Source organism: Nonomuraea sp. NPDC050786, from assembly GCF_040654115.1.
Classification (GTDB): Bacteria; Actinomycetota; Actinomycetes; order Streptosporangiales; family Streptosporangiaceae; genus Nonomuraea.
The window spans coordinates 111256-131891 of the sequence record NZ_JBFAHJ010000009.1; the positions used below are offsets into that span (position 1 = coordinate 111256).

General features: G+C 66.8%; 29 protein-coding genes, 2 tRNA genes and 1 pseudogene. 8 read left to right on the top strand and 24 right to left on the bottom strand.

All coding sequences use genetic code 11. From position 1 onward, the window contains the following. Window positions 1–165: 165 nt before the first annotated feature. Complete coding sequence (locus tag AB0H84_RS19125; protein WP_357605328.1) at window positions 166–453, bottom strand: hypothetical protein; 288 nt, start codon at window positions 451–453, stop codon at window positions 166–168. Window positions 454–481: 28 nt separating this feature from the next. Here AB0H84_RS19125 and AB0H84_RS19130 point away from each other — a divergent pair, with 28 nt between their 5' ends. After that, window positions 482–685, top strand: a complete 204-nt coding sequence (locus AB0H84_RS19130; protein ID WP_357605331.1) for a hypothetical protein — start codon at window positions 482–484, stop codon at window positions 683–685. A gap of 200 nt (window positions 686–885) precedes the next feature. Here the strand turns inward: AB0H84_RS19130 and AB0H84_RS19135 are convergent. From AB0H84_RS19135 to AB0H84_RS19220, 18 genes and pseudogenes are all read right to left on the bottom strand, one after another. Next, window positions 886–959, bottom strand: a tRNA-Met gene (locus tag AB0H84_RS19135). Window positions 960–1052: 93 nt separating this feature from the next. Continuing rightward, window positions 1053–1226, bottom strand: coding sequence for a hypothetical protein (locus tag AB0H84_RS19140; protein WP_357605333.1), 174 nt, complete (start codon window positions 1224–1226; stop codon window positions 1053–1055). Window positions 1227–1235: 9 nt separating this feature from the next. Continuing rightward, on the bottom strand, window positions 1236–1592 hold the full coding sequence (locus tag AB0H84_RS19145) for a hypothetical protein (protein WP_357605335.1): 357 nt from the start codon (window positions 1590–1592) through the stop codon (window positions 1236–1238). A 31-nt stretch (window positions 1593–1623) separates the two neighbouring features. Continuing rightward, the gene (locus tag AB0H84_RS19150) at window positions 1624–1878 is read right to left on the bottom strand and encodes a hypothetical protein (protein ID WP_357605338.1); all 255 of its coding nucleotides are present in this window, start codon (window positions 1876–1878) and stop codon (window positions 1624–1626) included. Further along, window positions 1875–2174 carry a hypothetical protein gene (locus AB0H84_RS19155; RefSeq protein ID WP_357605340.1) on the bottom strand — a complete coding sequence of 100 codons (300 nt, stop codon included), beginning with the start codon at window positions 2172–2174 and terminating at the stop codon, window positions 1875–1877. The genes AB0H84_RS19150 and AB0H84_RS19155 overlap by 4 nt, the downstream gene beginning before the upstream one ends. 261 nt (window positions 2175–2435) lie before the next feature. Beyond that, the gene (locus AB0H84_RS19160; RefSeq protein WP_357605343.1) at window positions 2436–2564 is read right to left on the bottom strand and encodes a peptidoglycan-binding domain-containing protein; all 129 of its coding nucleotides are present in this window, start codon (window positions 2562–2564) and stop codon (window positions 2436–2438) included. A 13-nt stretch (window positions 2565–2577) separates the two neighbouring features. Next, window positions 2578–2796, bottom strand: a pseudogene (locus AB0H84_RS19165) (MerR family transcriptional regulator); the annotation flags it as partial. Between the two features lie 64 nt (window positions 2797–2860). Beyond that, window positions 2861–4522 (bottom strand): TROVE domain-containing protein, encoded by a 1662-nt coding sequence (locus tag AB0H84_RS19170; RefSeq protein ID WP_357605346.1) that lies wholly within the window; start codon window positions 4520–4522, stop codon window positions 2861–2863. A gap of 929 nt (window positions 4523–5451) precedes the next feature. Continuing rightward, entirely contained in the window at window positions 5452–6054 is a 603-nt protein-coding gene (locus AB0H84_RS19175; RefSeq protein ID WP_357605349.1) for a hypothetical protein, read from the bottom strand. Between the two features lie 303 nt (window positions 6055–6357). Further along, on the bottom strand, window positions 6358–7647 hold the full coding sequence (locus tag AB0H84_RS19180; protein WP_357605352.1) for a hypothetical protein: 1290 nt from the start codon (window positions 7645–7647) through the stop codon (window positions 6358–6360). Window positions 7648–7830: 183 nt separating this feature from the next. After that, window positions 7831–7986: a hypothetical protein gene (locus tag AB0H84_RS19185; protein ID WP_357605355.1), complete on the bottom strand. Its 156-nt coding sequence runs from the start codon at window positions 7984–7986 to the stop codon at window positions 7831–7833. Then, window positions 7983–8357 carry a DUF6011 domain-containing protein gene (locus tag AB0H84_RS19190; RefSeq protein WP_357605841.1) on the bottom strand — a complete coding sequence of 125 codons (375 nt, stop codon included), beginning with the start codon at window positions 8355–8357 and terminating at the stop codon, window positions 7983–7985. Before AB0H84_RS19190 ends, AB0H84_RS19185 begins: the two co-directional genes overlap by 4 nt. A gap of 267 nt (window positions 8358–8624) precedes the next feature. After that, complete coding sequence (locus AB0H84_RS19195; RefSeq protein WP_357605358.1) at window positions 8625–8966, bottom strand: hypothetical protein; 342 nt, start codon at window positions 8964–8966, stop codon at window positions 8625–8627. A gap of 19 nt (window positions 8967–8985) precedes the next feature. Further along, complete coding sequence (locus AB0H84_RS19200; RefSeq protein WP_357605360.1) at window positions 8986–9495, bottom strand: DUF6011 domain-containing protein; 510 nt, start codon at window positions 9493–9495, stop codon at window positions 8986–8988. Beyond that, entirely contained in the window at window positions 9488–9934 is a 447-nt protein-coding gene (locus AB0H84_RS19205; protein ID WP_357605363.1) for a hypothetical protein, read from the bottom strand. The genes AB0H84_RS19200 and AB0H84_RS19205 overlap by 8 nt, the downstream gene beginning before the upstream one ends. A 481-nt stretch (window positions 9935–10415) precedes the next feature. Further along, window positions 10416–10742 (bottom strand): hypothetical protein, encoded by a 327-nt coding sequence (locus tag AB0H84_RS19210; protein WP_357605366.1) that lies wholly within the window; start codon window positions 10740–10742, stop codon window positions 10416–10418. Next, window positions 10739–10870 carry a hypothetical protein gene (locus AB0H84_RS19215; protein WP_357605369.1) on the bottom strand — a complete coding sequence of 44 codons (132 nt, stop codon included), beginning with the start codon at window positions 10868–10870 and terminating at the stop codon, window positions 10739–10741. The genes AB0H84_RS19210 and AB0H84_RS19215 overlap by 4 nt, the downstream gene beginning before the upstream one ends. Before the next feature lie 3 nt (window positions 10871–10873). Continuing rightward, entirely contained in the window at window positions 10874–11080 is a 207-nt protein-coding gene (locus AB0H84_RS19220; protein WP_357605372.1) for a hypothetical protein, read from the bottom strand. A gap of 49 nt (window positions 11081–11129) precedes the next feature. Between AB0H84_RS19220 and AB0H84_RS19225 the strand changes: the two genes are divergently transcribed. The 5 genes from AB0H84_RS19225 (at window position 11130) to AB0H84_RS19245 (ending at window position 14605) form a co-directional block, all read left to right on the top strand. Continuing rightward, a complete protein-coding gene (locus tag AB0H84_RS19225) occupies window positions 11130–12824 on the top strand; it encodes a cell division protein FtsK (RefSeq protein WP_357605375.1) in 1695 nt (564 codons plus the stop codon). A 166-nt stretch (window positions 12825–12990) separates the two neighbouring features. After that, window positions 12991–13167, top strand: a complete 177-nt coding sequence (locus AB0H84_RS19230; RefSeq protein ID WP_357605378.1) for a helix-turn-helix domain-containing protein — start codon at window positions 12991–12993, stop codon at window positions 13165–13167. A gap of 100 nt (window positions 13168–13267) precedes the next feature. Continuing rightward, window positions 13268–13420 (top strand): ribbon-helix-helix domain-containing protein, encoded by a 153-nt coding sequence (locus tag AB0H84_RS19235; RefSeq protein WP_185068721.1) that lies wholly within the window; start codon window positions 13268–13270, stop codon window positions 13418–13420. 4 nt (window positions 13421–13424) lie between these two features. Then, window positions 13425–14018, top strand: coding sequence for a hypothetical protein (locus tag AB0H84_RS19240; protein ID WP_357605380.1), 594 nt, complete (start codon window positions 13425–13427; stop codon window positions 14016–14018). After that, the gene (locus tag AB0H84_RS19245; RefSeq protein WP_357605383.1) at window positions 13973–14605 is read left to right on the top strand and encodes a site-specific integrase; all 633 of its coding nucleotides are present in this window, start codon (window positions 13973–13975) and stop codon (window positions 14603–14605) included. Before AB0H84_RS19240 ends, AB0H84_RS19245 begins: the two co-directional genes overlap by 46 nt. A gap of 104 nt (window positions 14606–14709) precedes the next feature. On the opposite strand, the gene AB0H84_RS19250 is transcribed toward AB0H84_RS19245, so the two are convergent. Beyond that, window positions 14710–14781 (bottom strand) — tRNA-Val (locus AB0H84_RS19250). A gap of 506 nt (window positions 14782–15287) precedes the next feature. On the opposite strand from AB0H84_RS19250, the gene AB0H84_RS19255 reads away from it, so the two are divergent. Further along, window positions 15288–15704, top strand: a complete 417-nt coding sequence (locus AB0H84_RS19255) for an SsgA family sporulation/cell division regulator (RefSeq protein ID WP_103958541.1) — start codon at window positions 15288–15290, stop codon at window positions 15702–15704. Between the two features lie 4 nt (window positions 15705–15708). Here AB0H84_RS19255 and AB0H84_RS19260 read toward each other — a convergent pair whose 3' ends face one another. Next, entirely contained in the window at window positions 15709–16323 is a 615-nt protein-coding gene (locus AB0H84_RS19260; protein ID WP_357605386.1) for a DUF305 domain-containing protein, read from the bottom strand. Between the two features lie 119 nt (window positions 16324–16442). Between AB0H84_RS19260 and AB0H84_RS19265 the strand changes: the two genes are divergently transcribed. Next, window positions 16443–17792, top strand: a complete 1350-nt coding sequence (locus AB0H84_RS19265; RefSeq protein WP_357605844.1) for a hypothetical protein — start codon at window positions 16443–16445, stop codon at window positions 17790–17792. Between the two features lie 67 nt (window positions 17793–17859). Here AB0H84_RS19265 and AB0H84_RS19270 read toward each other — a convergent pair whose 3' ends face one another. The 3 genes from AB0H84_RS19270 to AB0H84_RS19280 are packed head-to-tail and all read right to left on the bottom strand — an operon-like array spanning window position 17860 to window position 20599. Next, complete coding sequence (locus AB0H84_RS19270; RefSeq protein WP_357605389.1) at window positions 17860–18690, bottom strand: aminotransferase class IV; 831 nt, start codon at window positions 18688–18690, stop codon at window positions 17860–17862. Next, window positions 18687–19715 (bottom strand): chorismate-binding protein, encoded by a 1029-nt coding sequence (locus AB0H84_RS19275; RefSeq protein ID WP_357605392.1) that lies wholly within the window; start codon window positions 19713–19715, stop codon window positions 18687–18689. Before AB0H84_RS19275 ends, AB0H84_RS19270 begins: the two co-directional genes overlap by 4 nt. Continuing rightward, window positions 19682–20599 carry a LysR family transcriptional regulator gene (locus tag AB0H84_RS19280; protein WP_357605395.1) on the bottom strand — a complete coding sequence of 306 codons (918 nt, stop codon included), beginning with the start codon at window positions 20597–20599 and terminating at the stop codon, window positions 19682–19684. The genes AB0H84_RS19275 and AB0H84_RS19280 overlap by 34 nt, the downstream gene beginning before the upstream one ends. Between the last annotated feature and the right edge of the window lie 37 nt (window positions 20600–20636).

The following is a 20636-nucleotide window of genomic DNA, read 5'->3' on the forward strand; positions in this document are numbered from 1 at the left end:
TGCCGACAGGGCTGCGGGTTGTCTTGATCCACTCGTTCATGCAGCGGCCAGGGTGGAGCACCATGAGCGACACGTGCGAGATCGTGACCTCGGGCTCTTTCGTACGCACACCCCGGGGAGGGTGGCACACTCCCGCCAGAAGCGGGACGAGGGGATGTCAGCGGGTCACGCCCACTCGACCCCGCACAGTTCGGTGGCTTCCACTGTCGGTGGCAGGGACGACTCGGCGAAGGCGGCCATCTCTTCGTTGAGCAGTTCCATTGCTCGCCGGTCCAACCGCTCAAACGCGGCGTCCTCGTAGGGCGTCAGGTCGTGGCAGGTGAAGTTGCATCGTTCGGAGCCGGCGTACACGCAGCCGTGGACGCAGTCGTCGTCCGCCTGCTCGATGGTGGGCAGGAGCCCTTCAGGGCGCAACTCGCGGGCGAACTGACGCTTCTCCCGGGCTCTCTCCACCTTCACACTCCTCGGACCGTTGCAGCAGGTGCAGAAGACGCCGAACCAGACCTTCCTGCCGAGCATGCGGGCCATCGTCTTCCTCCTGTTACGCCTGTGGTCGAGGTGCGGCAACGACATGGGGAAAGAAGGATGGGAACTGGTGGGCATCACCCCAGAGATAAGGAAGCTCAAGAACGGGAAGCCCGTCTTCTACCTCGTATTCAAGAGGGCTGCGAAGGAAAAGACCTGACAACGCGCAGAAAGGCCGGGCCACCCGTGGGTGTCCCGGCCTCCGACGAGGATTCCCGGCCCGGGACCGTGGTCCGAGGCCGGGCCCTAAGTAGCAGGCGAGGTCCACGCGGACACGTCTGCCCGGCTTCGCCACCCTCCACCGCCGCCCGTCGGCACCGGTTGAAGCGACTCGGAGCCCGAAGACTCCGCCTCCCCGCGTACCTGCACCGAGACTCGAACTCGGGACCTTCGCGTTATGAGTGCGACGCTCTCGCCAACTGAGCTATGCAGGCAGCCCGACTATCCCAGAGAGGAAAGCGTGGCTTCCACCTGTTTTCGCCGAGCTTGTGAAACACCGGATTCGGGACTGCCGCCGTCCGGGGGTGCTACGCAGACAGCGGTACGAACTCTGCGCCTTTACGCTGGTAGTACTCCGCTACACGCTGTTCTGGTTTGCCAATCGCCCATCGCGCTATTGGCGCGGCATCCACGATCCGGCCATCGCGTACGACGATCGCGAACGTGGCATAGGACAACGACACCCCGATCCAGCGGTCCACGCGCGAAGGCTAGCGAACCGTGCCGACACTCTTCGCACGGGCGAAGTTCGGGTCCGGGTCCGCTGCTGGCGTGACGCTGTTGGACAGCACCATGCCCATGATGAACGTGAACGCTGCCACCAGGGCAGCCGACGTCTGCTCGCCGAGCGGCAGGCCGAAGAACACAGCGGCGGTCAGCACCGTGCGTACGCCACCGGCCAGCGTGGACACGACGATGGGTCGCGTCATGGCGGCCTCGATGATCGTGAACACGCCAGACACGCCGACGATGATCCAGCCCGCCACCGTCTCGGTGACGCCCAGGTCGGGCAGCGTCACCAACCGCCAGCACGGCTTGCAGAGCGCCCAGCCAGACAACCGGTTCACGCCCGAAGATGGTGAACTTCATGCCAGCCTCCTACGGCTTGACCGTGTACCCGTTGTCGAACGCGAACGACTCCGAAGCCCCGCCCAGGACGATCCACGCGGTGTCGCCGCCGTTGCCCCAGATGTGGCCGTGGTAGCCACACCGGGAGTTCATGAACACGGCGTGCAGCGTGCCACTCGCCGACACGGCAGCGGTGCCGCGCCCCGAGTAGACGCGAACCGTGTGGCCGGCGGCCAGCATGACGCTGCCGTCCGCTCCGGTGGCGACGCCGGGCAGGCTGGTCACCTTGTAGGTGTTGCAGCCGCGGTCGTTGTCAGCCAGGTGGGACTTGCCCCACTGGACTTGCCCCACTGGTCGGTGACGACCAGGTCCTTGACGTTGACGGCGGTGGCGCCGTCGTTCTTGACGTCCACGAACTCCTGGTTGCGGTTCCAGACGGTGTCCGCGCCGTAGGCGTTGTAGCCGACCTGCGTGATGGACAGGCCATCCACATCAGCGGAAGCGGCCGAAGCGGACAGGCCTGTGACACCCAGCGCGCCGACGACAGCCAGAGAGAGGATCGCGCTCTTGTTGAGACGCATTTGAGGATGCTCCTACGTTGGTGAACATGAAGAGAGCGCCCACCGCCGCGCGGGGACGCTCTAGGGAACGCGCAGGTCAGGACCTAAAGAATCGACGTGATAAAACCACGCGGAAAGTTAAGGTTCCGAACGGCGTTCAGTTCGCCTCATCTACGAGGCTTGGGATACGCCCGTCTTCGGGCCCATCAACCGCGGGCTCGGGATGCCGCGGAAGCTGTGACGGGTAGAGGATCGGCCACCAGCGGGCGAACAGGCCGTCGCTCACGAGACCCGCAGCAGGGCCGGCCAGGTCGCCTTCCCAACGATGCCGTCGTCCTTTAGCTGCGCCCGGCGCTGGAACGCCTTCACGTCCTCGCTGAGCGCCGCGTCGAACTTGGTGGACTTCCGCACTGGCAACGGCCACCTGAGTGAACAGCATGTGCCCGCGCCGATCTCGGCCCGCAGGAATGAGATGTTCGCGCTCAACCCACGTGCGGATCGTTGCCGGCTTCACCCCGGCCAGTTCGGCTGCGCCAGCCGTCGTCAGATAGACCTCGTCGGGGTCCAGTTCGGGGCGAGGCACAAACATCACCTCCGCACACACGAAAAGCCCCTGACCGGGATTCCTCCTGGTCAGGGGCATACGTCTTCGGGATCAGTGTGACGCTAACTGGACCAGCGGTCAAGTCGAGCACTGTTCTCGCAGGTCAGCGCACGAAACCGTTGATGATGAGCGGCAGTGAAGCATCCATGCCTGCCACGTTGAGCACGCCCCGAAGCTGCGAGTCGGCCACCGTGTACCCGACTGCGGTCATAGCGGCGACCACCACACGCGCCTCCGGGTTGTGCGTCCGACGGTAGGTGGCGAGCGCCTGCACAGGATGCGTGCGGCCAGCCCACGTCTCGTTGTCAGTGAACACGACAATGCCGTCTACTGCGATCTTCTCCTGAGTCGCCCACGTGAACGGCAGCGACAGGTCAGTGCCGCCCCCTGACGGCTGCCAGGAGGCGATCTCACGCAGGTTGGTCCGCGGTGTCACCCTCGAGGCGTGCACGGCGGTGTCGACGTCAATGACGTGCACGTTGCCCTTCTCGATGCGGGCGAGCATGACCGCCATGGCGTTGCCGACCTCGTACGGCGTCCCGATCGGGGACCCGCCCACCCGGACACCGCCGCCCCAACTCATGGAGCCGGAGGAGTCGACGGCGACCAGGAGCCGCTTGCCGGACGGTTCGACTGTGCCGAACGCCAACTCGTACGTCTCCTCCAGCGCGTCCAGGATGGCCGGGACGGGGTGCCAGGTCTGCCGGTCGGCGCGCGGGTTCGGTTGCGCCTGCCCGGACGCGTAGACGCGCATCGCGAGCCAGGCGTCCATCGGGTGGATGCGGGCGCGCAGAATCGCCTCTCGGTCCGTGAGCCGGCGCACCGCCCGCGATGTCGCGTCCGCCATCGGCTTGAGCGTGCCAAGCCTCGTCATGCGGGCGAGGTTGCGGATGAGCGCTGTCATACCGACCGTCTCGATCAGCGCCTCCCACACGGCCGGATCACGCAGCACCGAGTCAGGGAGGAACTCCCACGGCACCTTCGCCGTCGAGACGACCTCGATCGCCTCGGCCGCGCTCGTGACGGCCTTCGCCGTCAGGAACCGGTCCACGGCGGGCAGCATCTCGCGGGCCTGCTCGTCGGTGACGTTGCCGGCGATCCAGCCGAACAGCGTCTTGCGCTGCTCGTCATGCGCTGCAGGGTGAGCGATGCGGAGCACGTCCCGAAGGTCGAAGCTTTCGCCTTGCGGGGTCTTGCGCTGGCGGGCCTTGCACGCCTTGAACGCCACATCGTCCGCAGTCCCGGTGAGGAACCAGGAACCGAGCGCGGTCCGCAGCGACCGGCCCACCGTCGGCGACGTACCCCGAGCAGTGGCCTTCCCTCCGAGGTTCTTGTAGTAGCCGAAGAACTGCGCCAGATGGTCGGTGGTGCGCGCCACCTTGGCCAGAGCCACCTTGGCCGCCTGGCGGGTGTCGGCGTCGCCCTTCGCATAGCAGGCGGCGAGCGCGAACAGGACGGGACGCTGCTTCGGAGCCCGCGGCGGACGCGACGTCGAGATGTCAGCCAGCATCTGAACGACGCGCGGTCCGTCCTTCATGATCGCCTGGAACACGACGCCCGCGTTCTCGGCGGTGAGCGTGTCCTGCGACACGTAGTAGGTGCCGCCCGTAGTGCCGAGGATGAGAAAGTCTTCCAGCCTGACCCACAGGTCCTTGCCGAAGACGTACCCGCCAGCGGCGTTCTTCACCTGGTCGGTACGGCCAGGGATCGGCTGCGTCTGCGGAGTCGCGATCGTCGAGACCGCAGCGAGGGGATCACGTGACATCGGTCTGCTCCTTCCGTTCGACCCGCCCGAGAGCGGATATGGGAAAGGGGAGCGGATGTGGTGATGTCCACCGGCGTTTTAGACAGACGCTCTACCAACTGAGCTACCACCCGGAACTGCCGGTCGGGTGAGCGGGACTCGAACCTGCGACAACCTGTTCCCGATAACCGATATGACTTCGACCCGCTCCCCTGCTCGTCAGCCCTGCCAGCGGCGCGGATGTGGGAGACCGACCGGCGTTAGACGTGCTAGGCCGCTGCACCACACCGCCTGAAGGCGGCGCCGGGATTTGAACCCGGGTCTCCGCTTTGAGAGAGCGATAACCGATCGGATTCGACCCGCGCCACTGGCAGGGTTGACGAGCGATCAGGTCTGGAGCTGGCACGGATATGGGCGACCCACCGGCCGTTTAGGTGCTCTGAGCCACTGAGCTACACGGACCGAAGTCCGCGACGGGATTCGAACCCGTGTCTCCCGCTTACGAGGCGATAACCGACGAGATTCGACCCGTGCCAGCACCAGACCTGACCAGCCCACTCGGCCAAGAGGAGCGCGGATGTGTGAAGCGGGCACCGGATGGCATCTTTGCAAAAGAGATAACCGACGCCCATTCGACCCGCGCCTCTCCAGGTCTCGCGAACTGCCTCCACCGTAGCGATAGGCGTGACGCGTCACAGCTCATTTTCGGACGAAACGCGAAAAATGATCCGATCCGCCCGAGCTATGAGGTCACGCGGCTTTCCGCGACCGGTAGGTACGCATCGCGGCGGCGTGCTTGCAAGATCGTGAACAGTAGATCGCGTCCGCTCGAGGACGTCCCCGGCCGCGCCCATCGTCTTGCCAAATGAACTCTCGTCCACAGCTCGGCAATGCGCAGGTCTTCGCATCGGGGACCACTCCTCTGCCGCAGCAGGCGGGGCACGTGGCGCTCACCTGCGCCTCCCGCTGGCCACGATGACGGCTTCGGCAAGCCCGTGATATTCGTCTGCGGTCATGACGACCGGGCCTCCCCGGTTGGCGCCGCAGTCGCGGTTACGGCATTCGATGCGGTCTTCGCCTTCGAGGCGGGGCAGGGTGGCGAGGTGGCATTGGGGGCAGCGCATCTGCATGGAGATGCGGCGCGGCCTCGTCTGGGCGGCGGCGGTCACCTCGGAGTGCCAGGACAGCACGCCAGAGCCGAAGTCGACTGCGTATTCGGTGTGGGAGAGGATGCCGTCGAGGTGGGCGCACAGCGCGGACGTGACCTCGGTGAGCGCCGGCGCCGACTCGCCGACGTAGGCGGTGTGCGACCAGCCGCAAATCTTCCAGTAGGACACCTGCCAGGAGCGCAGCCAGCGGACGAGCTCGTCGAGCTGGTCGTGGGCGTCCGACGGGGACGCAGGCTCGGGCGAGGAGGACACGCGCTCGTTCAGGTCGATCGACCCGTACCCGTCGTGGTGGAAGAGACGGAGCATCATCTGCCGGTCCAGGTCGACCAGGGCGGACCGGATGGCGGACGAGTCGGACAGGCACCAGAACGGGGCACCGGTCATCCACCGCAGCGAAGGCTCCGCCGGGCGGGCGGGTTCAGGGCCGCGCTCGTCTGGGCTGGCGGCAATCCACGTGGCCATCTCGGCTTGCCAGACAGTGAGCGCTCGGGCGTGCTCGTCAGCTTCGCGCCGCGGACGCGAGTTGCACTTTCCCTGGCAGATGTAGTCGGACATTTTCGGCCTCCCCCGAATGTACGCTTACGGGAGACCTGATGCGGTTCAAGTCTGGTGAGGGTAGTGGGGTCGGGGCGGCTCTCCGTTGGGGCGGAGAGCCGCTTTCGCGTTCTCACGCTAACCGACGGCTGATCACCAGCCGGAAACTTCCACCACCTTGGTGGTGCTACAGCTTCGGCTGTCTGTGGTGTTGTCGTAGTAGACCTTGTAGGTCCACTGAGTCTCATCCCCCGGGACGTTGCTGAAAGTGAAAGTACCGTCCGCGTTCGTGGTGACGTCCATCAGCGGCTGGAAATCGTTCTCACCCCAGGGCCGGCGGGCGGCCGTGACCGTCTGTGCGCCGGGTGCCGAGCCATCAGGCCGGGTGAGCCGGCCGGTGAAGGTGATGGGCCTGAACCGGCGAGCTGTGTCTGGCCCGCTCAGAGTGATCTCGCACGGTGGCAGCATGGCGCCGTGCAGCCGCCACAGGTAGTAGTGGCGGACATTCGGATACCCCTGCGCGACGGCGAACACGTCAGATCCGGAGTAGGTGAGGCTTCCGTGTAGCACCTCGAGGTCGCGGATCTGCCCGATGGTCTCCGTTTTCGCTCCTGACTCGAAGTCGAACAGGGCGATCGGCCCCTTCAGGCCATCGATGGAGGGACGGGTGGACGCGGCGATCTGCGTGCCGTCCGGACTGATCGTGACGGACAACGTATATCCCTCCGACCCGTAGGAACGGAACCGGGTCAAGGTCGTCATGTCCCAGGCGTCGAAGTCGTTGCCGGAGTAGCCCGGGGAGACGACAGCCGCCGACCCATCTGGGGTGACAGCGGCGTCCGCCCACGAGTCGACGTTGTAGTCGTCGGCGTCGATGGTGCCGCGCAAAGTGCCAGCGCCGCCCTGAATGTCGTAGACCCACAGAAGCTTGTTGCTCCTCACCAGGAGTGTGTTCCCGGCCGCGGACAGCGCGACGTCTTCGAAGCTGTCGAGAGGCAAGCGGACGGGCTGGGGCGTGGATGCCGTCAGGTCCAGGCTGATCACGCCGTCTGTCGGATAGTTCGCGCAGCTGAAGGCGACCCACAGCCATTGCCCAGACAACGCCAGGCGTGTTGGGCACGCGTATGCAGCCAGGTCGAACCGGCGAACGATGGTCAGGTCGGCGGGGTTGATTTCGACCACCTGGTGCTCATACCGGAGAGCCGCGTACACGTGGCTGCCATCAGGTGTAGCGACCAGCGACGTTATGTCGGACACGCCCGTGATGGTTCCGGTTACAGCACCTTGGGTGTCTGCGACGACGATCCGGTCTTCGGTGCCGATGAACACCTTGCCGTCTGCGACCGCGGTGTCCCCCCACGCGTAGGGGATGTCGCCGCCTAGGTCGGTCAGCGAGTCGGCCGCGGTGGCGGTGGTCGCTTGAGAGACCGTGAGGCCGGCCACCAGGGTGAGAGTCCCGCACAAGGCGATGAGCCGCTGGGTGATTCGTGCGAGCCTTGGCTTGTGTGGGCTGCTTGTTGATCGTCGCGATAAGGGCATAAGGGCCTCCAGGCCGCCGGGGGGGGAACGTCTGTTCGACATTAGCCGGACGAGCGTCCATGATCCAGAGGCGTCCTGAGACTTCGTTCAACCCCGTAGCAACTCTCCAGCGTCCGAGAGCAGCATGGGACGATCCTTCGGCTTGGGCTCGATCAGGAAGTTGCCATCCTGCGTCTCGTAGGTGTTGCCGAACAAGGCCACCACCGAATCTTGGGGGAAGCCGTCGCGGTTCTGCTCGGTCATGGTGTCGTCCCTTCGGGAGTGACTCCAAGACATTTGCACGGGGTCTTGCCAGCGGGTACCTCGCTGAGGTTCACAGGCTCCCACGGGTGGAGGGTGTAGTTCAGGACTGCGCCGCCGTCCTGTCCGGACGTCAGGTACTCGCAGTTGGGTGCCCGGTGGTAGCGGTCGCCACGCGCGGTGACATACACGATGGCCATGTGGTCCTCCCCCAGGAGATCGCCCCGTCCCTCGCAGTCTCCTCCGTCTCGCCGGGCGAAGCGGGGCGCTGGCGGATCCATGAGCCCCAACTTCTCAGCGCACTCGGGACCGTACCGGCGCTTGCGGGACTTCGGATCCCGCAGGAGGCGACCGCAGCCGCCCAAGCAGTACATGGGCGGCAAGGCGGGACCGTGAGGTCAAGGATGGTCACGTCTCCTCCAGCAAGTCGGCCTGTCGCGCAACATCCCGCTGCGCCGGGACGCCCTGTGATCCGTAGCGGTAGATGCGGGGGCGAGCCGAAGCACACAGAAGGCTCCACCCCGGCCAGACAGGAGTGGAGCCTTTCTCTATGCCCATGATGACATCTGTCCATCAGATTACCTAGATGTGCCAGCGAGAGCCCGATGTGTTGCAGCGTGTCCGGATCGCGAGTAATTGCCTCACGCAGGCCTGCAGTATTTCGCTGCGCCGTCGTCGAATCCTCGGCCGTACGCCAATTGGAAGCCTTCGCTGTAGCCGAGCTTGTAGGCGTCTGCGCCTACTTCAGGCCAAGGCAGCCACGGGTCGCGAGCGCAGTACGCCCTGGCCCGCTCCAGGCCGCGCGCGTACCCGTTTGAGCTGCCGCTGTCGTAGCCCTTCTGGTACGGGGTGGGGTCTGCCAGGCCTGCTGTCACGATCGACCGGGTGTGCGAACTCGGCGAGGCTTGGGCCCCTGCCGGTGAGAGTGCAACGGTGGCGAGGAACGCCGTTCCCAGGATGATGGAGTTCCGCTTGGCCTGCATGACAGTCTCCTCCCGGGGATCAGAGACATGCGCGTTTCAACCCATCGTTACCAGGCTGTCCGTGGCTGTGCCGTGACGCTGGCGTGATGTCGGTGATCAGGCAGCCCAAAAGATCAGGGCGTTGTACCTCCGCAGGTGCCGCATGAGGTCTTGCCTGCGTCTGTGGCCTGGCTGAGGTCGACCTCAACGATCTCGCGTAGTTTGTAGCCCGACCTTCCCCGCTCTTCTGCCCGGCATTGAGGTCCCGGCAGTCAGACGAGGAGTGGTAGCGGTCTCCTGCTTCGGTCATCCACACCCTGGTCATGCTCTTCCTTTCCAGCAGGTCGATCTGCCCCTCGCAGTCACGCCACGTCTCCAGCCCCGTAATCCGCAGAGGCCGGCGCGGTGCGAGCCCCAGCTTGGCAGCACACTCGGGCCCAATGCCGAGAGTTTGGGACTCCGGGGTGCGGAGGGTGTGCTTGCAAGCGCGGCACCGGGTGATGTGATCCTGGACAGAGGGCTCATCCAGGCCGAGGACGAACTCACCCATGGCTACAGGAGAGGCAGGCGGTCTTGCCTGCCTTTTCGGCTTCGTAGAGCGACATCTGTACGACGTCGTGATGGTGGCCGCTGGCGTGTGGAGTGCTTCGGTGGCCAGCCTTGAATGCGCTGCAGTCCACGTCGCGGTGGAAGCGGTTGCCCGTCTTGGTGGTGATGACCTCGTTGGGTTCCTTGATGTACCGCCAGTGTGGGGCGCAGCCGATCCGTTTGCAGCGAAGTATCCAGGGAGCCGTGACGGCCGTCACGAAGCGACCGTCCACTTCGCCAGCGCCGCACAATGGTTTTAGCTCGCGGTTCAGCAGGTGGTAGACCTCGTTGGGCTCCCGGGTATCGGTGTTCACAGTTACGCCAGCGATCGCGACCTTGCGCAGGGCTTCGCGCAAGCTTGTGATCTCGAACCCTCTGTCGACAGGCTGACGAGCAGACATCTGCAGTCCTCCAGCATGTTGTCCCGGCCCTCCTTGAGTGTCCTTCTTGAAGCTCGGGGACGTCGAGTGGAAGGAATCGCGTCAAACCGCAGCGGATGATGCGATTTCGAGTGGAGGGATCGTGGAGGGCGAGGAGGTTCACGAGGGCTTCCGGGTGATGACCTCTACACTGATCGACTTGCCGTGCTCGTCAATGCGTTCGACGATCGCCGTCGGCGGTGCCTGCTGCGCCGATACTCGTGCGCGCGTGTTTTCGACGGCTTCGCGAAGCCCGCCAGCTTGCAGGTCGGGCGCTGGCGGGAGTGCTTGCGGAGAGCGAGACCGAAGTCTGCGAAGCATGGCCTGGGGAATTGTCCCATTCGCGAGGGTCTTGCCAGCACCCGTCGGAAGGAGGAGCCGACTTCTTGAACGATTGTTGCCGTCGAGGATAAGGCTGGGGAGACCCTCAGAGATTCTCATGGCGCCCAGTCTCCTCCTTCGGTCAGGTCTCAGGGGACGCTTCGCGTTCGCCCCTTGCTCGCTTCTCAGCAGCCTCATTGACTGGTGTCCCTGGTCCGCTTTCGATGCCCAGCGCACGACAGCAGGCGGCGCAGCGCGGCATGGAGAAGCGGGAGGACATGCCAGCGTAGGTGAGCGCCAGCGTACGCCCGCACGCCGTAGCGCGGACGTACGGCTCGAAGCCGTCGATGGCCTCCCTGTGGGCCTCGACGGTAAGCGCTTCACCGGGGACGGCATGGAGACGGTGCCAGCCCTTGAACGTCGTCAACCACCAGTGACCGTGATTCTCCGGTATCGGGTAGGCGGTCACCCGGTCTCCTGGGAGTCGAGAACGGCGAGGGTGTCGCGGGCCTGCTCGATGGCCTGGACGCGACACGATGCGGCGATGGTCAGCTCGCACAGGCGCTCCTCTTGGATGCGCTCGGACAGGACGCTCATCGGTCAGCCCTCCTCGGAGGAGGAGTCCGGGGAGGCGGCGAGGGGCGTAGAGCGGCGGTGCCCTTGCTGCCCATAGACGCGACCATAAGCACGCCCCTCGTCGGTGAGGCCGACCTTGTACGCGCCTAACGCCTTGTCGTTCTTGGCGTAGTTGTAGGCAGGCACCTGGGCGTCCAGCCACTCCAGGGTGATGAGCCCGGCGGTGCTCATCGACAGCGACACCCGACGTCCGCCGGGTGATGGCCGATGAGCCGTCATCGTGCCTCGCGCTACCAGATGCGGCGCCAACGCCCGCCGCATGCGCCGCTACGGCGTCGAACCCATCGGCCTGATCACCGATGACCTCGAATTCGCGCCCCTGGTCATCGCTGGCATCGCCCGCGCCATCTGGCGCTACCGTTCCGAACTCGCCCCCTTCACCGCCGCGGTGGTCACCGTGGCGGCGGGGGCGACCCTGCACACCTGGTCCCCGCCCTGGTGGCCCATCGTCCCCCTACTGGCCGCCGCCGTGGCCATGGCGCTGCTCGTGTGGGGACGCTGGGTGAACCTCACGCGCCCGATCGAACGCAGCTATGCGGCGATCACCACGGCGTTCGCGGGCGGGTGGCTGACCGCCGCCGCCCGCAATAGCCCCTTCGCAGCGCCACTCCCGGCGATCCTGCTGATCGGCGGGGTGCTGCTGGCTGTCCCGTGGTGGGCGCACCGCCGGCGGCGAGCCCGCATCCGCGTCGAACGTACGCTGGCCGCCTGGCCTGACATCGCCAAAGCGGTCGGCCTGACTGGATCCCGCGTCCAGTCCGCGATCGTGGACCTGTGGGGCTACCGCTTCCGCCTCGGGCTGGGACTCGGTCAGACCGTCGAAGACGCCATCAGCGCCGTCCCCCGCCTGGAATCGGCACTCGGCACCACACGCGGCGGCATCCGCGTCCAACCGGTGGCCACCAAGCAGGCCAACCGCGCCGACGTGCGCGTGATCGAGACTGACCCGCACGCCGACGCCATCGCCTGGCCAGGCCCATCCACCACCTCGATCACCCAGCCCGCCAAGCTGGGCCTGTTCGAGGACGGCAGCCCTGTCCGCGTCAAGCGCGGTATGGAGCTGATGCCCTGGGCATCGTGCATCGATCGCCTGGCCACCACTCCGCAAGAGGCAGAGAACCTGTTGGCCGATGCCGTGGTCATCCTCGACGGACGGGCCGACGACCTCACCAAACGGGGCGAACGCGTCTGGGAGCCGTCACCAGAGCGGCCCGCGCTGATCATCGTCGTCGACGAGTACGCCGAGCTGGCCAGCGAGGCACCACGCGCCATCGACTACGCCGACTCGATCGCCCGACGTGGCCGCGCCCCAGCCGTCAACCTGATCGCCGCCACCCAACGCCCGTCCAAGCACGCCATGGGCAAGAGCGCGGTTCGCGCACAGATGGACGTCCGGCTGTGCTTCCGCGTCCGCGAGCCACGCGACGGCGACCTCATCCTGGGGCAGGGCATGGTCAAGGCCGGATGGCATCCCCACAAGCTCGACGCCCCCGGCAAGTTCCTGATCAGCTCCCCCGAACACGACATCCCTCGCCGTGCCCGCACCTATCTCCTCGACGACGAGGGAGTACAGGCCACCGCGGAACGGCACGCGGAACACCGCCCGTCCCTCGACGAGGTATCGGCTCAAGCCCTTCAACGCGCGACTGAGAGGCCCGCCCCGCCGCCACAACCCGCCGTCCGACCGTCACCCCGGCACGCCCGCGACAACGCCGTACGGGAAGCCGAGGAGGCCCTGACAACCTCGCTGAGGCAGGCGTCCGACGACGGGACAAGCGTCGGTGATCTCATACGTGCAACTGGCATGCGTCGCACCTGGGTCTACCAACGCCTCCAAGAACTAGGCCATGCGCGTCAGGTCGAACAGGTCGCGCGGGGACGCTGGCGCGCCCTCCCCGAGATACACGATCCGTAATCGTCCGCGTCCGTTGTCCTCGTCCGTCCCGCGCGTCTGCGCATGTATAAGGCGTGACAGGCGCGGACGGACGAACAGACGGACCATCACAGTCCGTAACCAGAAACACGCGCGAACCCCGCGAAGGAAGAGGGCCGCCCACGACAAACCGAGAGGGGGGATGCACATGCAGGCATACACCGTCGAACAGGTCGCAGAGATGCTGAGCATCGGACGCGACAAGGTCTACTACCTACTCCGCACACAGCAGCTCAAGAGCATCAAGATCGGCAAGCTTCACCGGATAACCGACCAACACCTTGCCGACTTCATTTCCTCGCTGGAACCGATGGACGAGGCGTAGAACACCGTGCTACACCGTTCTCTATAGGCCGGACGCAAGGCACAGCCACCCGTCCGGCCGGCGCCTCTTGATAACTGCATGACAGGAAAGGAAGCCGTCTATGACGAGCGACCGAACGACCCTGCCTCCCGTACGGGTGGACACGGCGCTGAAAGACCGTCTCCGCAGGTACGCCGAGTCGCAGGAACGAGATGTGTCGTGGGTGATCAGGAAGGCGATCGAGGAGTACCTCAACCGTCACGAGAAGGGGTGATCCCTTGGCCAAAATCCTGATCGGCAAGTACGAAGCGACCATCTACCCCGAGGGAGACGGCTACACCGGAGCCATCTCCCTCAGGTTCGGCCCTGACGGCAGACGCCAGCGCCTCAAGCGCAAGGCCAAGACCAAGACCGCGGTCAAGGACAAGCTGATCAAGGCCGTCAGAGCACTTGAGGCGGGCATCACCGCATCGGAGACGTACACCGTGCGGGAAGCCGTCAACGACTGGCTCAGCAAGGGCCTGAAAGGCCGGTCCGAGGGCACTGTCACCAAGCTACGCATCCTCGCCGAGACGCACGTCATCCCAGAGCTGGGGAAGATCAAGCTCCAGCAACTACGTGCGGATCACGTGGATGAGTGGCTCGACCAGCTCGCCGGCAGGCTGGCCACCACCACCCTGAGAGAGATCCACAGTGTGCTGAAGAGGGCCATCCGGCAAGCTCAGGCACGCGACATGGTTCGCAGGAACGTCGCCGAGCTGGTCACCACACCCAAGGGACGGACGGGCGGCCCAGCAAAGCGCTCACCCGGCAACAGGCAGAGGCAGTGCTCAAAGCCGCCGAATCGTCCGAACTCCACGCCTACGTGGTGATCAGCTTCACCACGGGCGTCCGTACCGAGGAAGCCCGCGCGCTCCGCTGGGATCACGTCGTCGCCTGGATGCCCACTCTCAAATCCTGGCGACCGGTGACGGAAGTGGGGTTAAAGCACAGGAAGTACGCCATCTACGTATGGCGTGCCGACCGAGATGGAGGTGACACCAAGACGCGCAAGTCGCGGCGCACGCTGGAGCTGCCCAAGCTGGCGGCCGAGGCTCTCCGCCAGCACCACGTCGGTCAAGCCGCCCAGAAGCTCAAGGCGGGCGAGGGGTGGCAAGATCACAGCCTGGTGTTCTGCACGAGCGTCGGCACTCCACTGGATGCCGCGAACGTGCGACGGGCATTCCGCAAGATCACCAAAGACGCGGGGATCGGAACCAACTGGACACCCCGCGAGCTGCGTCACTCCTTCGTCTCCATCATGAGTGACCAGGGCGTCCCCATCGAGACCATCGCCGATCTCGTCGGGCACGCGGGCACCAGCGTCACGGAAGCGGTGCACCGGCACCAACTCAGGCCGGTGATCACCAAAGGTGCCCACACCATGAACACCATCTTCGGCGACAAGCCGACGGGTTGAGTCCGAGTGAGATGGCTCCCCGATTGGCTCCCATCGACTTTCAGACATGAGAAAAGCCCGCTACTCGTCACGAGCAGCGAGCCTCTCACCAGGGATCTTTCCTGTGGGCGATACTGGGATCGAACCAGTGACCTCTTCGGTGTGAACGAAGCGCTCTCCCGCTGAGCTAATCGCCCGCCCTGTCGGTCCCTTGCGGTGCCGACGGGGAAAACCATACCGCACTCTGGCACCTGCTGGCGAAGCGAAGCAGTCGGGTGGCGGTCGAGTGGCGGTTGGGTAGCGGTCGGAGGGGTGGTTCGGGCGGGTCGTCGGGGGCTGGGACGAAGGCGGGGAGAGGGATTCGGGTGAAACGTGGCGGTTGCCCACCGGCACAGTGGGTCGGTGGCATACCATCGTCCTGTTCCGGTTGGCATCGGTCGTGATCTTTTGGCGAGAAACGTTCATGGTCGGCGCGCGCCGGGACAGGCTCCGCAAGACGCAAAACCCTTGTAAATACGACCCGGTTGATGCCGTTTAGCCTGGTAGATGCCTAAATGTCCAGCTGTGATGTGCGTTACAGAAGGCCCTTGGAGCGGAATCTTTCCTACAGGTTTCTTCGTTCCGCGTCATAGCTCAGGACGAAGTCCGTCAGAGCAGTGAAAGCCCCGTAGAGGGGACCTACGACGAAAAGGTTTGGCTGACGATGAACAGCACCACCGTCTCCGCCGAGCTTGGCCTTCGGCTTGTGGTCCCCGACCGTACTACCGTCCCCCTGCTCGCCGGACTGAGTTACACAGCCGACGATCCGTACGCCATCCGCATGGCTTTCCACGTAGGGAACGACGAACCGGTCGAGTGGATCTTTGCCCGTGAGTTGCTGACCGTGGGCATCGTCCGGCGTGTCGGCGACGGCGACGTCCAGGTGTGGCCCGCGCGTGCCGACGGCGAGCGGACGCTCCATATCAGTCTCACGTCCCCCTTCGGGCAGGCGCTCTTCGAAGTGCCGCTGGCGCCCCTCACCGAGTTCCTCCACCGTACGTACGAGAAGGTCCCCGCAGGGCGGGAGACCGACTACATGGACCTGGACGCCGAGCTGACCAACATGCTCTGGCCGTCCTGACGATCTAGGCGGGCAGGCTCTCCAGAGCCTTGCGCATGCGGGCGATCTCGATGCTCTGACCCGAGTACACGTCTTTGGCCAGCAGGCGCATGCGCCTGTCGCGGCCGGTCGCCAGCTCCTCCCCCGCCATTCTCACCGCGCCCTCGTGGTGCCGGGTCATCAGTTGCAGGAACATGCGGTCGAATGCCGTCCCCTTGGCCGCGCTCAGGGCGTTCAGCTCCTCCTGCGTCGCCATGCCGTACGCCGCCGTCCGATCGTGCTCGTGGGCGGCGGGAGCGGGGCGGCCGAGCTCGGCCAGCCATCCGGTCATGGCCTTGATCTCCGGGGTCTGCGCGGCCGTGATCTGGCGGGCGAACGAGCGGATGGCGGCCGTGGTCGTGCGGTCGTTGACGAGCGAGGCCATCTCCAGGGCCTGGCGGTGATGCGGGATCATGGCCTCGGCGAAGCGGACGTCCGAGGCCACCGTCGGCGCCGGCGTCTGCCCCACGCGCTCCCCCGGCGTCGCGGTGCGGCCAGGCGCTCCCGGGCTCCCCGGCACGATGACGGGCGCGTCCGTCCCCACCGGCGAGGGTCCGGCCGGCTGCTGCTGGGAGCAGGCGGCGAGGGCGAATGTCGTCATAACTGTGATGAAGACCGTACGCGGCCGCGAATCTCCTGGCATAGCTTCCATAGTGAGCTACGAGACAAAGGGGACGCGCGTTGATCTCTGCCACGTTGCGCGGAGCGTTGTTGGGTGCGGTGCTGTTACTGGCCTCCGCGTGCGCGGCGGGCCCCCAGCCGGCCGAGGCGCCGACGCCCGCCGCCTCGACGCGGGAGAGCAGCGCTCCGGCCGCCACGTCCTCCGCCCGCCCCAGCGGTGACGTGATGACGAGCGACAACGTCAAGCTCGTCGCGAACATCCCCAGGACCGCCCCGCTGAACGGCGCCGACGACATCAACACGGATCTGGCGTTCCAGGGCGACTACGCGTACCAGGGCAACTTCGGCGGGTTCGCCATCTACGACATCAGCGACCCGGCCAGGCCCCGGATCGTGAGCCAGGTGGCCTGCCCGGCGCAGCAGAACGACGTCAGCGTCTACGGCGACCTGCTCATCCTCTCGATCGACGAGCCGCGCGCCGGCGAGGAGTGCGACTCCGGCGACGGCAGCCGCGAGTGGGAGGGCCTGCGGATCTTCGACATCAGCGACAAGAAGAGCCCGAAGTACGTCGGCGCGGTCAGGACCGACTGCGGCTCGCACACGCACACGATGGTCCCGGCCGGGGAGACGCTGTACGTGTACGTGTCATCGCCCGGCCCCGAGCCGGAGTCGAAGACCTGCCCGCCGCCCCACGAGCTCATCCAGATCGTAGAGATACCGACAAAGTCGCCTAAATCCGCAAAAATCGTGGCGAAGCCGGATATCTTTCCTGAGCGCCAGCACTCCGATCTCGCCTCCGGCTGCCACGACATCACCGCGTACCCGGAGAAGAAGCTCGCCGCGGCCGCCTGCTTCGGCGACGGCGTGCTGCTCGACATCTCCGACCCGGTCCGGCCGAAGGTGCTGCAGCAGATCACCGACACGGAGAACTTCCAGATCTGGCACTCGGCGACGTTCAACAACGACGCCACGAAGGTCGTCTTCAGCGACGAGCTGGGCGGCGGCGGCCAGGCCACGTGCGACCGCAACACGCCGGCCACGAAGGGCGCGGACGCCGTGTACGACATCGTGAACGGCAAGCTCGAGCGGCGTGGCTACTTCAAGATCCCCAGAGAGCAGCAGCGGGACGAGAACTGCGTGGCCCACAACGGCTCGCTGATCCCGGTGCCGGGCAAGGACGTCATGGTGCAGTCGTGGTATCAGGGCGGGGTGTCGATCTGGGACTTCACCGACTCCGCCCACCCGAAGGAGATCGGCTACTTCGAGCGCGGCCCGTTCCCCGGCGGCGACGTCGCTGGCTCCTGGTCGGCGTACTACTACAACGGCTACATCTACTCGAGCGACATCCGTGAGGGCCTGGACGTCCTGAGGATCGACGACCCGCTCACCGACCCGGCCAAGCGCGTCAAGATGGACGACTTCAACGTCCAGACCCAGAAGTCGTACTGACAGCGGCACCACCCGCCGCCACCGCCCGGTCCACGGTGGATCCGGGCGTGGCGGTGGACTCGCCCGCTCAGGGGTTGAGGTCGGCGGCGGAGCGCTCGGCGAAGACGCGCATGGCCTTCGTGGTGATCGGGCCGGGAGCGACCGGCAGCTCCGTGTCGTCGACCAGCTTGATCGGCTGGACGTCGCGGGTCGTGGAGGTCAGGAACGCCTCCTCGGCCTCGTACAGCGCCGACAGCGGCACGTCCGCCTCCTCGGCGCCGCACCATTCGAGCACCAGCGCCCTGGTGACCCCGGCCAGGCAGCCCGACTCCAGCGTCGGGGTGAGCAGGCGGCCGTCGCGGACGATGAAGATGTTGGAGCCGGTGCCCTCGCAGAGGTTGCCCGCCAGGTTGCCGAAGATGGCCTCGCCGCCCCCGCGCTTCTTGGCGTACAGCAGGGCCTTGGCGTTGTCGCCGTACGAGGTGCTCTTGACCCCGGACAGGGCGCCGCGCTCGTTGCGCGGCCACGGGACGACGGAGACGTTGGCGGTGGCCGGGAACGGCTTCTGCTCGTCCACGATGACGACCGAGGTGGTGCCCTGGTCGCCGCGGTCGGAGCCGAGCGGGCCGGGGCCGCTGGTGTAGGTGACGCGGATGCGGCCGAGCGCCCAGGCGGGCGCGACCGCCAGGAGCCTCGCGATGCCGTCGGCGATGGCGTCGACGTCGGGCTCCGGCAGGTCCATGCGCTGGGCGGAGAGCGTGAGCCGGTCGAGGTGGCGGGTGAGCGCGAACGACCGGCCGTTCACGATCTTGATCGTCTCGAAGACGCCGTCGCCCACCATGAGCCCGTGGTCGAAGACCGACACGCTGGCCTGCGCGGGGTCGAGCAACTCGCCGTTGACCCAGACAGGGATGTTCATCTAGTTCCTCCTGTGGATGCCAGTGCGATGAGCCTGGCTGCTTTGAGCTCGGTCTCGAGCCATTCGCGCCCGGGGTCGCTGCCCCAGGTGATGCCGGCGCCGGTGCCGAACCGGATCTCACTGTCGCCGTGAGCCAGTGCCGAGATCCAGAATGTTCTGATGCCCACGGCCAGCGCCGCCCGGCGACGGTCGGCGTCGACCCAGCCCACGGCCCCACAGTACGGCCCGCGGGGTGCTGGTTCGAGCTCATTGATGATGCGCAGCGCCGACGACTTGGGCGCGCCCGTGACGGATCCGGGCGGAAAGGTCGCGGCGAAGAGCTCGGGCCAGCCCGCTTCCGGCGCCAACCGGGCCCGGACGGTGGAGACGAGGTGGACGAGACCGGGATGCTCCTCGACCGCGCAGAGCGAGGGCACCTCGACCGAGCCGACGGCGGCGACGCGGCCGAGGTCGTTGCGGACGAGGTCGACGATCATGACGTTCTCGGCGTAGTCCTTGTCGAGAAGGTCGCCGGCGGTCGCGCCTGTGCCCTTGATGGGCCTGGACTCGATGACGTCGCCGTCGCGCGAGAGGTAGAGCTCGGGCGAGGCGGACACCACGCTGAGCCCGGGCACCTGGATGACGGCCGCGTACGGCGCGGGATTGCCCGCGGCCAGCCGGGCGGCCAGCGCGAGCGGGTCGGCGTCGGCCGGGACGGGCGCGGTCAAGATGCGGCAAAGATTTGCCTGGTAGACCTCGCCCTGCTCGATGTAGGCGCGGATGGCGCGCACGCCGCGCTCGTAGGCGGCCTGGTCGAGTGAGCTGCGCCACTGATCGGGCCGCGGCCCCCGCCAGGGAGCGGCGGGCGCGGGCAGGGGCGCCTGGCGCACCCGGTCGAACCGGGCGCACGTCACCTTGCCCTCGTAGTCGACGACCACGGCCCACCAGCCCTCGCCGTCGAGCGCGGCCAGGTCGGAGGTCACGTCACGCAGCCCGGTCGCGTGCTGACCGCCTAAATAGGCGAAGCCGTCGTACACGCCTTCCATTCTCCCAGCATTTCGACGAGCTCCAGCGCGGCGGGCAGTGGCGTCTCGGGCAGGGCCGCGTACACCTTCCGTACGGGTGCCGTGCCCCGCAGGGGTCGCAGCACCAGATCCGGCGGCACGGCCCGCGCCGCCAGCTCCGGCACCAGCGTCACGCCCAGCCCGGCCGCGACGAACCCGAACTTGCCCGTCCATTCGGCCACCCGCAGCCCGCCGCGCGGCGTGAACCCGGCCGCCGCGCACGCGGTCACCAGCAGCGTCGGCTGGCCGCGCGGGGCGGCCTCGATCCACGTCTCCTCGGCCAGGTCCCGCAGGTCCACCTCGGCGTCGCCGGCCAGCCGGTGGCCGCCGGGCAGCGCGACGAGCAGGCGGTCCTCGCGCAGGAGCACCGTGTGCGGGGCCGCCGCGGGCAGCCCGGCGGGGTAGTCGCTGATCACGGCCACGTCGAGCGCGCCCGCGCGCAGCCGCTCCATCAGGCGAGCCGTGAGCCCCTCCACCAGCCGCAGTTCGACGCCGGGCCGCCGCTCCACGAACCGTCTGAGCGTGCCGGGCACCAGGTCCACGTTGGCCGTGGCGAACGCGCCCAGCCGGAGCGTCCCGCCCCGCCCGCCGTGGATGGCGGCCAGTTCCTCGCCCGCGCGCTCGAGCCGGTCGAGCACGGCGACGGCGTGCCGGTGGAGCGCCTCGCCCGCGGGCGTCAGGCGCACCCCTCTGGCCAGGCGCTCGAAGAGCGGCCCTCCGGCGGCGCGCTCGAGCGCGGCGATGCGGCGGGAGACCGCCGACTGGGTGTATCCGAGCAGCTCGGCGGCGGCGGTGAACGAGCCGCTCTCGGCGATCTCGTGGAACAACCGCAGCACATCCGCGTCAAAGGCATTCAGATTATGCATGGCTGATATGCAACCTAGTTGTTTGTGGAATGGCTCG

Coding starts and splice junctions, on each gene's coding strand:
- AB0H84_RS19155 (WP_357605340.1), bottom strand. CDS start 2,174: ATGCGTCTCAACAAGAGCGCGATCCTCTCTCTGGCTGTCGTCGGCGCG.
- AB0H84_RS19170 (WP_357605346.1), bottom strand. CDS start 4,522: ATGTCACGTGATCCCCTCGCTGCGGTCTCGACGATCGCGACTCCGCAG.
- AB0H84_RS19175 (WP_357605349.1), bottom strand. CDS start 6,054: ATGACCGGTGCCCCGTTCTGGTGCCTGTCCGACTCGTCCGCCATCCGG.
- AB0H84_RS19185 (WP_357605355.1), bottom strand. CDS start 7,986: ATGACCGAGCAGAACCGCGACGGCTTCCCCCAAGATTCGGTGGTGGCC.
- AB0H84_RS19190 (WP_357605841.1), bottom strand. CDS start 8,357: ATGTACTGCTTGGGCGGCTGCGGTCGCCTCCTGCGGGATCCGAAGTCC.
- AB0H84_RS19195 (WP_357605358.1), bottom strand. CDS start 8,966: ATGCAGGCCAAGCGGAACTCCATCATCCTGGGAACGGCGTTCCTCGCC.
- AB0H84_RS19200 (WP_357605360.1), bottom strand. CDS start 9,495: ATGGGTGAGTTCGTCCTCGGCCTGGATGAGCCCTCTGTCCAGGATCAC.
- AB0H84_RS19205 (WP_357605363.1), bottom strand. CDS start 9,934: ATGTCTGCTCGTCAGCCTGTCGACAGAGGGTTCGAGATCACAAGCTTG.
- AB0H84_RS19215 (WP_357605369.1), bottom strand. CDS start 10,870: ATGAGCGTCCTGTCCGAGCGCATCCAAGAGGAGCGCCTGTGCGAGCTG.
- AB0H84_RS19220 (WP_357605372.1), bottom strand. CDS start 11,080: ATGAGCACCGCCGGGCTCATCACCCTGGAGTGGCTGGACGCCCAGGTG.
- AB0H84_RS19230 (WP_357605378.1), top strand. CDS start 12,991: ATGCAGGCATACACCGTCGAACAGGTCGCAGAGATGCTGAGCATCGGA.
- AB0H84_RS19235 (WP_185068721.1), top strand. CDS start 13,268: ATGACGAGCGACCGAACGACCCTGCCTCCCGTACGGGTGGACACGGCG.
- AB0H84_RS19255 (WP_103958541.1), top strand. CDS start 15,288: ATGAACAGCACCACCGTCTCCGCCGAGCTTGGCCTTCGGCTTGTGGTC.
- AB0H84_RS19260 (WP_357605386.1), bottom strand. CDS start 16,323: ATGACGACATTCGCCCTCGCCGCCTGCTCCCAGCAGCAGCCGGCCGGA.
- AB0H84_RS19270 (WP_357605389.1), bottom strand. CDS start 18,690: ATGAACATCCCTGTCTGGGTCAACGGCGAGTTGCTCGACCCCGCGCAG.
- AB0H84_RS19275 (WP_357605392.1), bottom strand. CDS start 19,715: ATGGAAGGCGTGTACGACGGCTTCGCCTATTTAGGCGGTCAGCACGCG.
- AB0H84_RS19280 (WP_357605395.1), bottom strand. CDS start 20,599: ATGCATAATCTGAATGCCTTTGACGCGGATGTGCTGCGGTTGTTCCAC.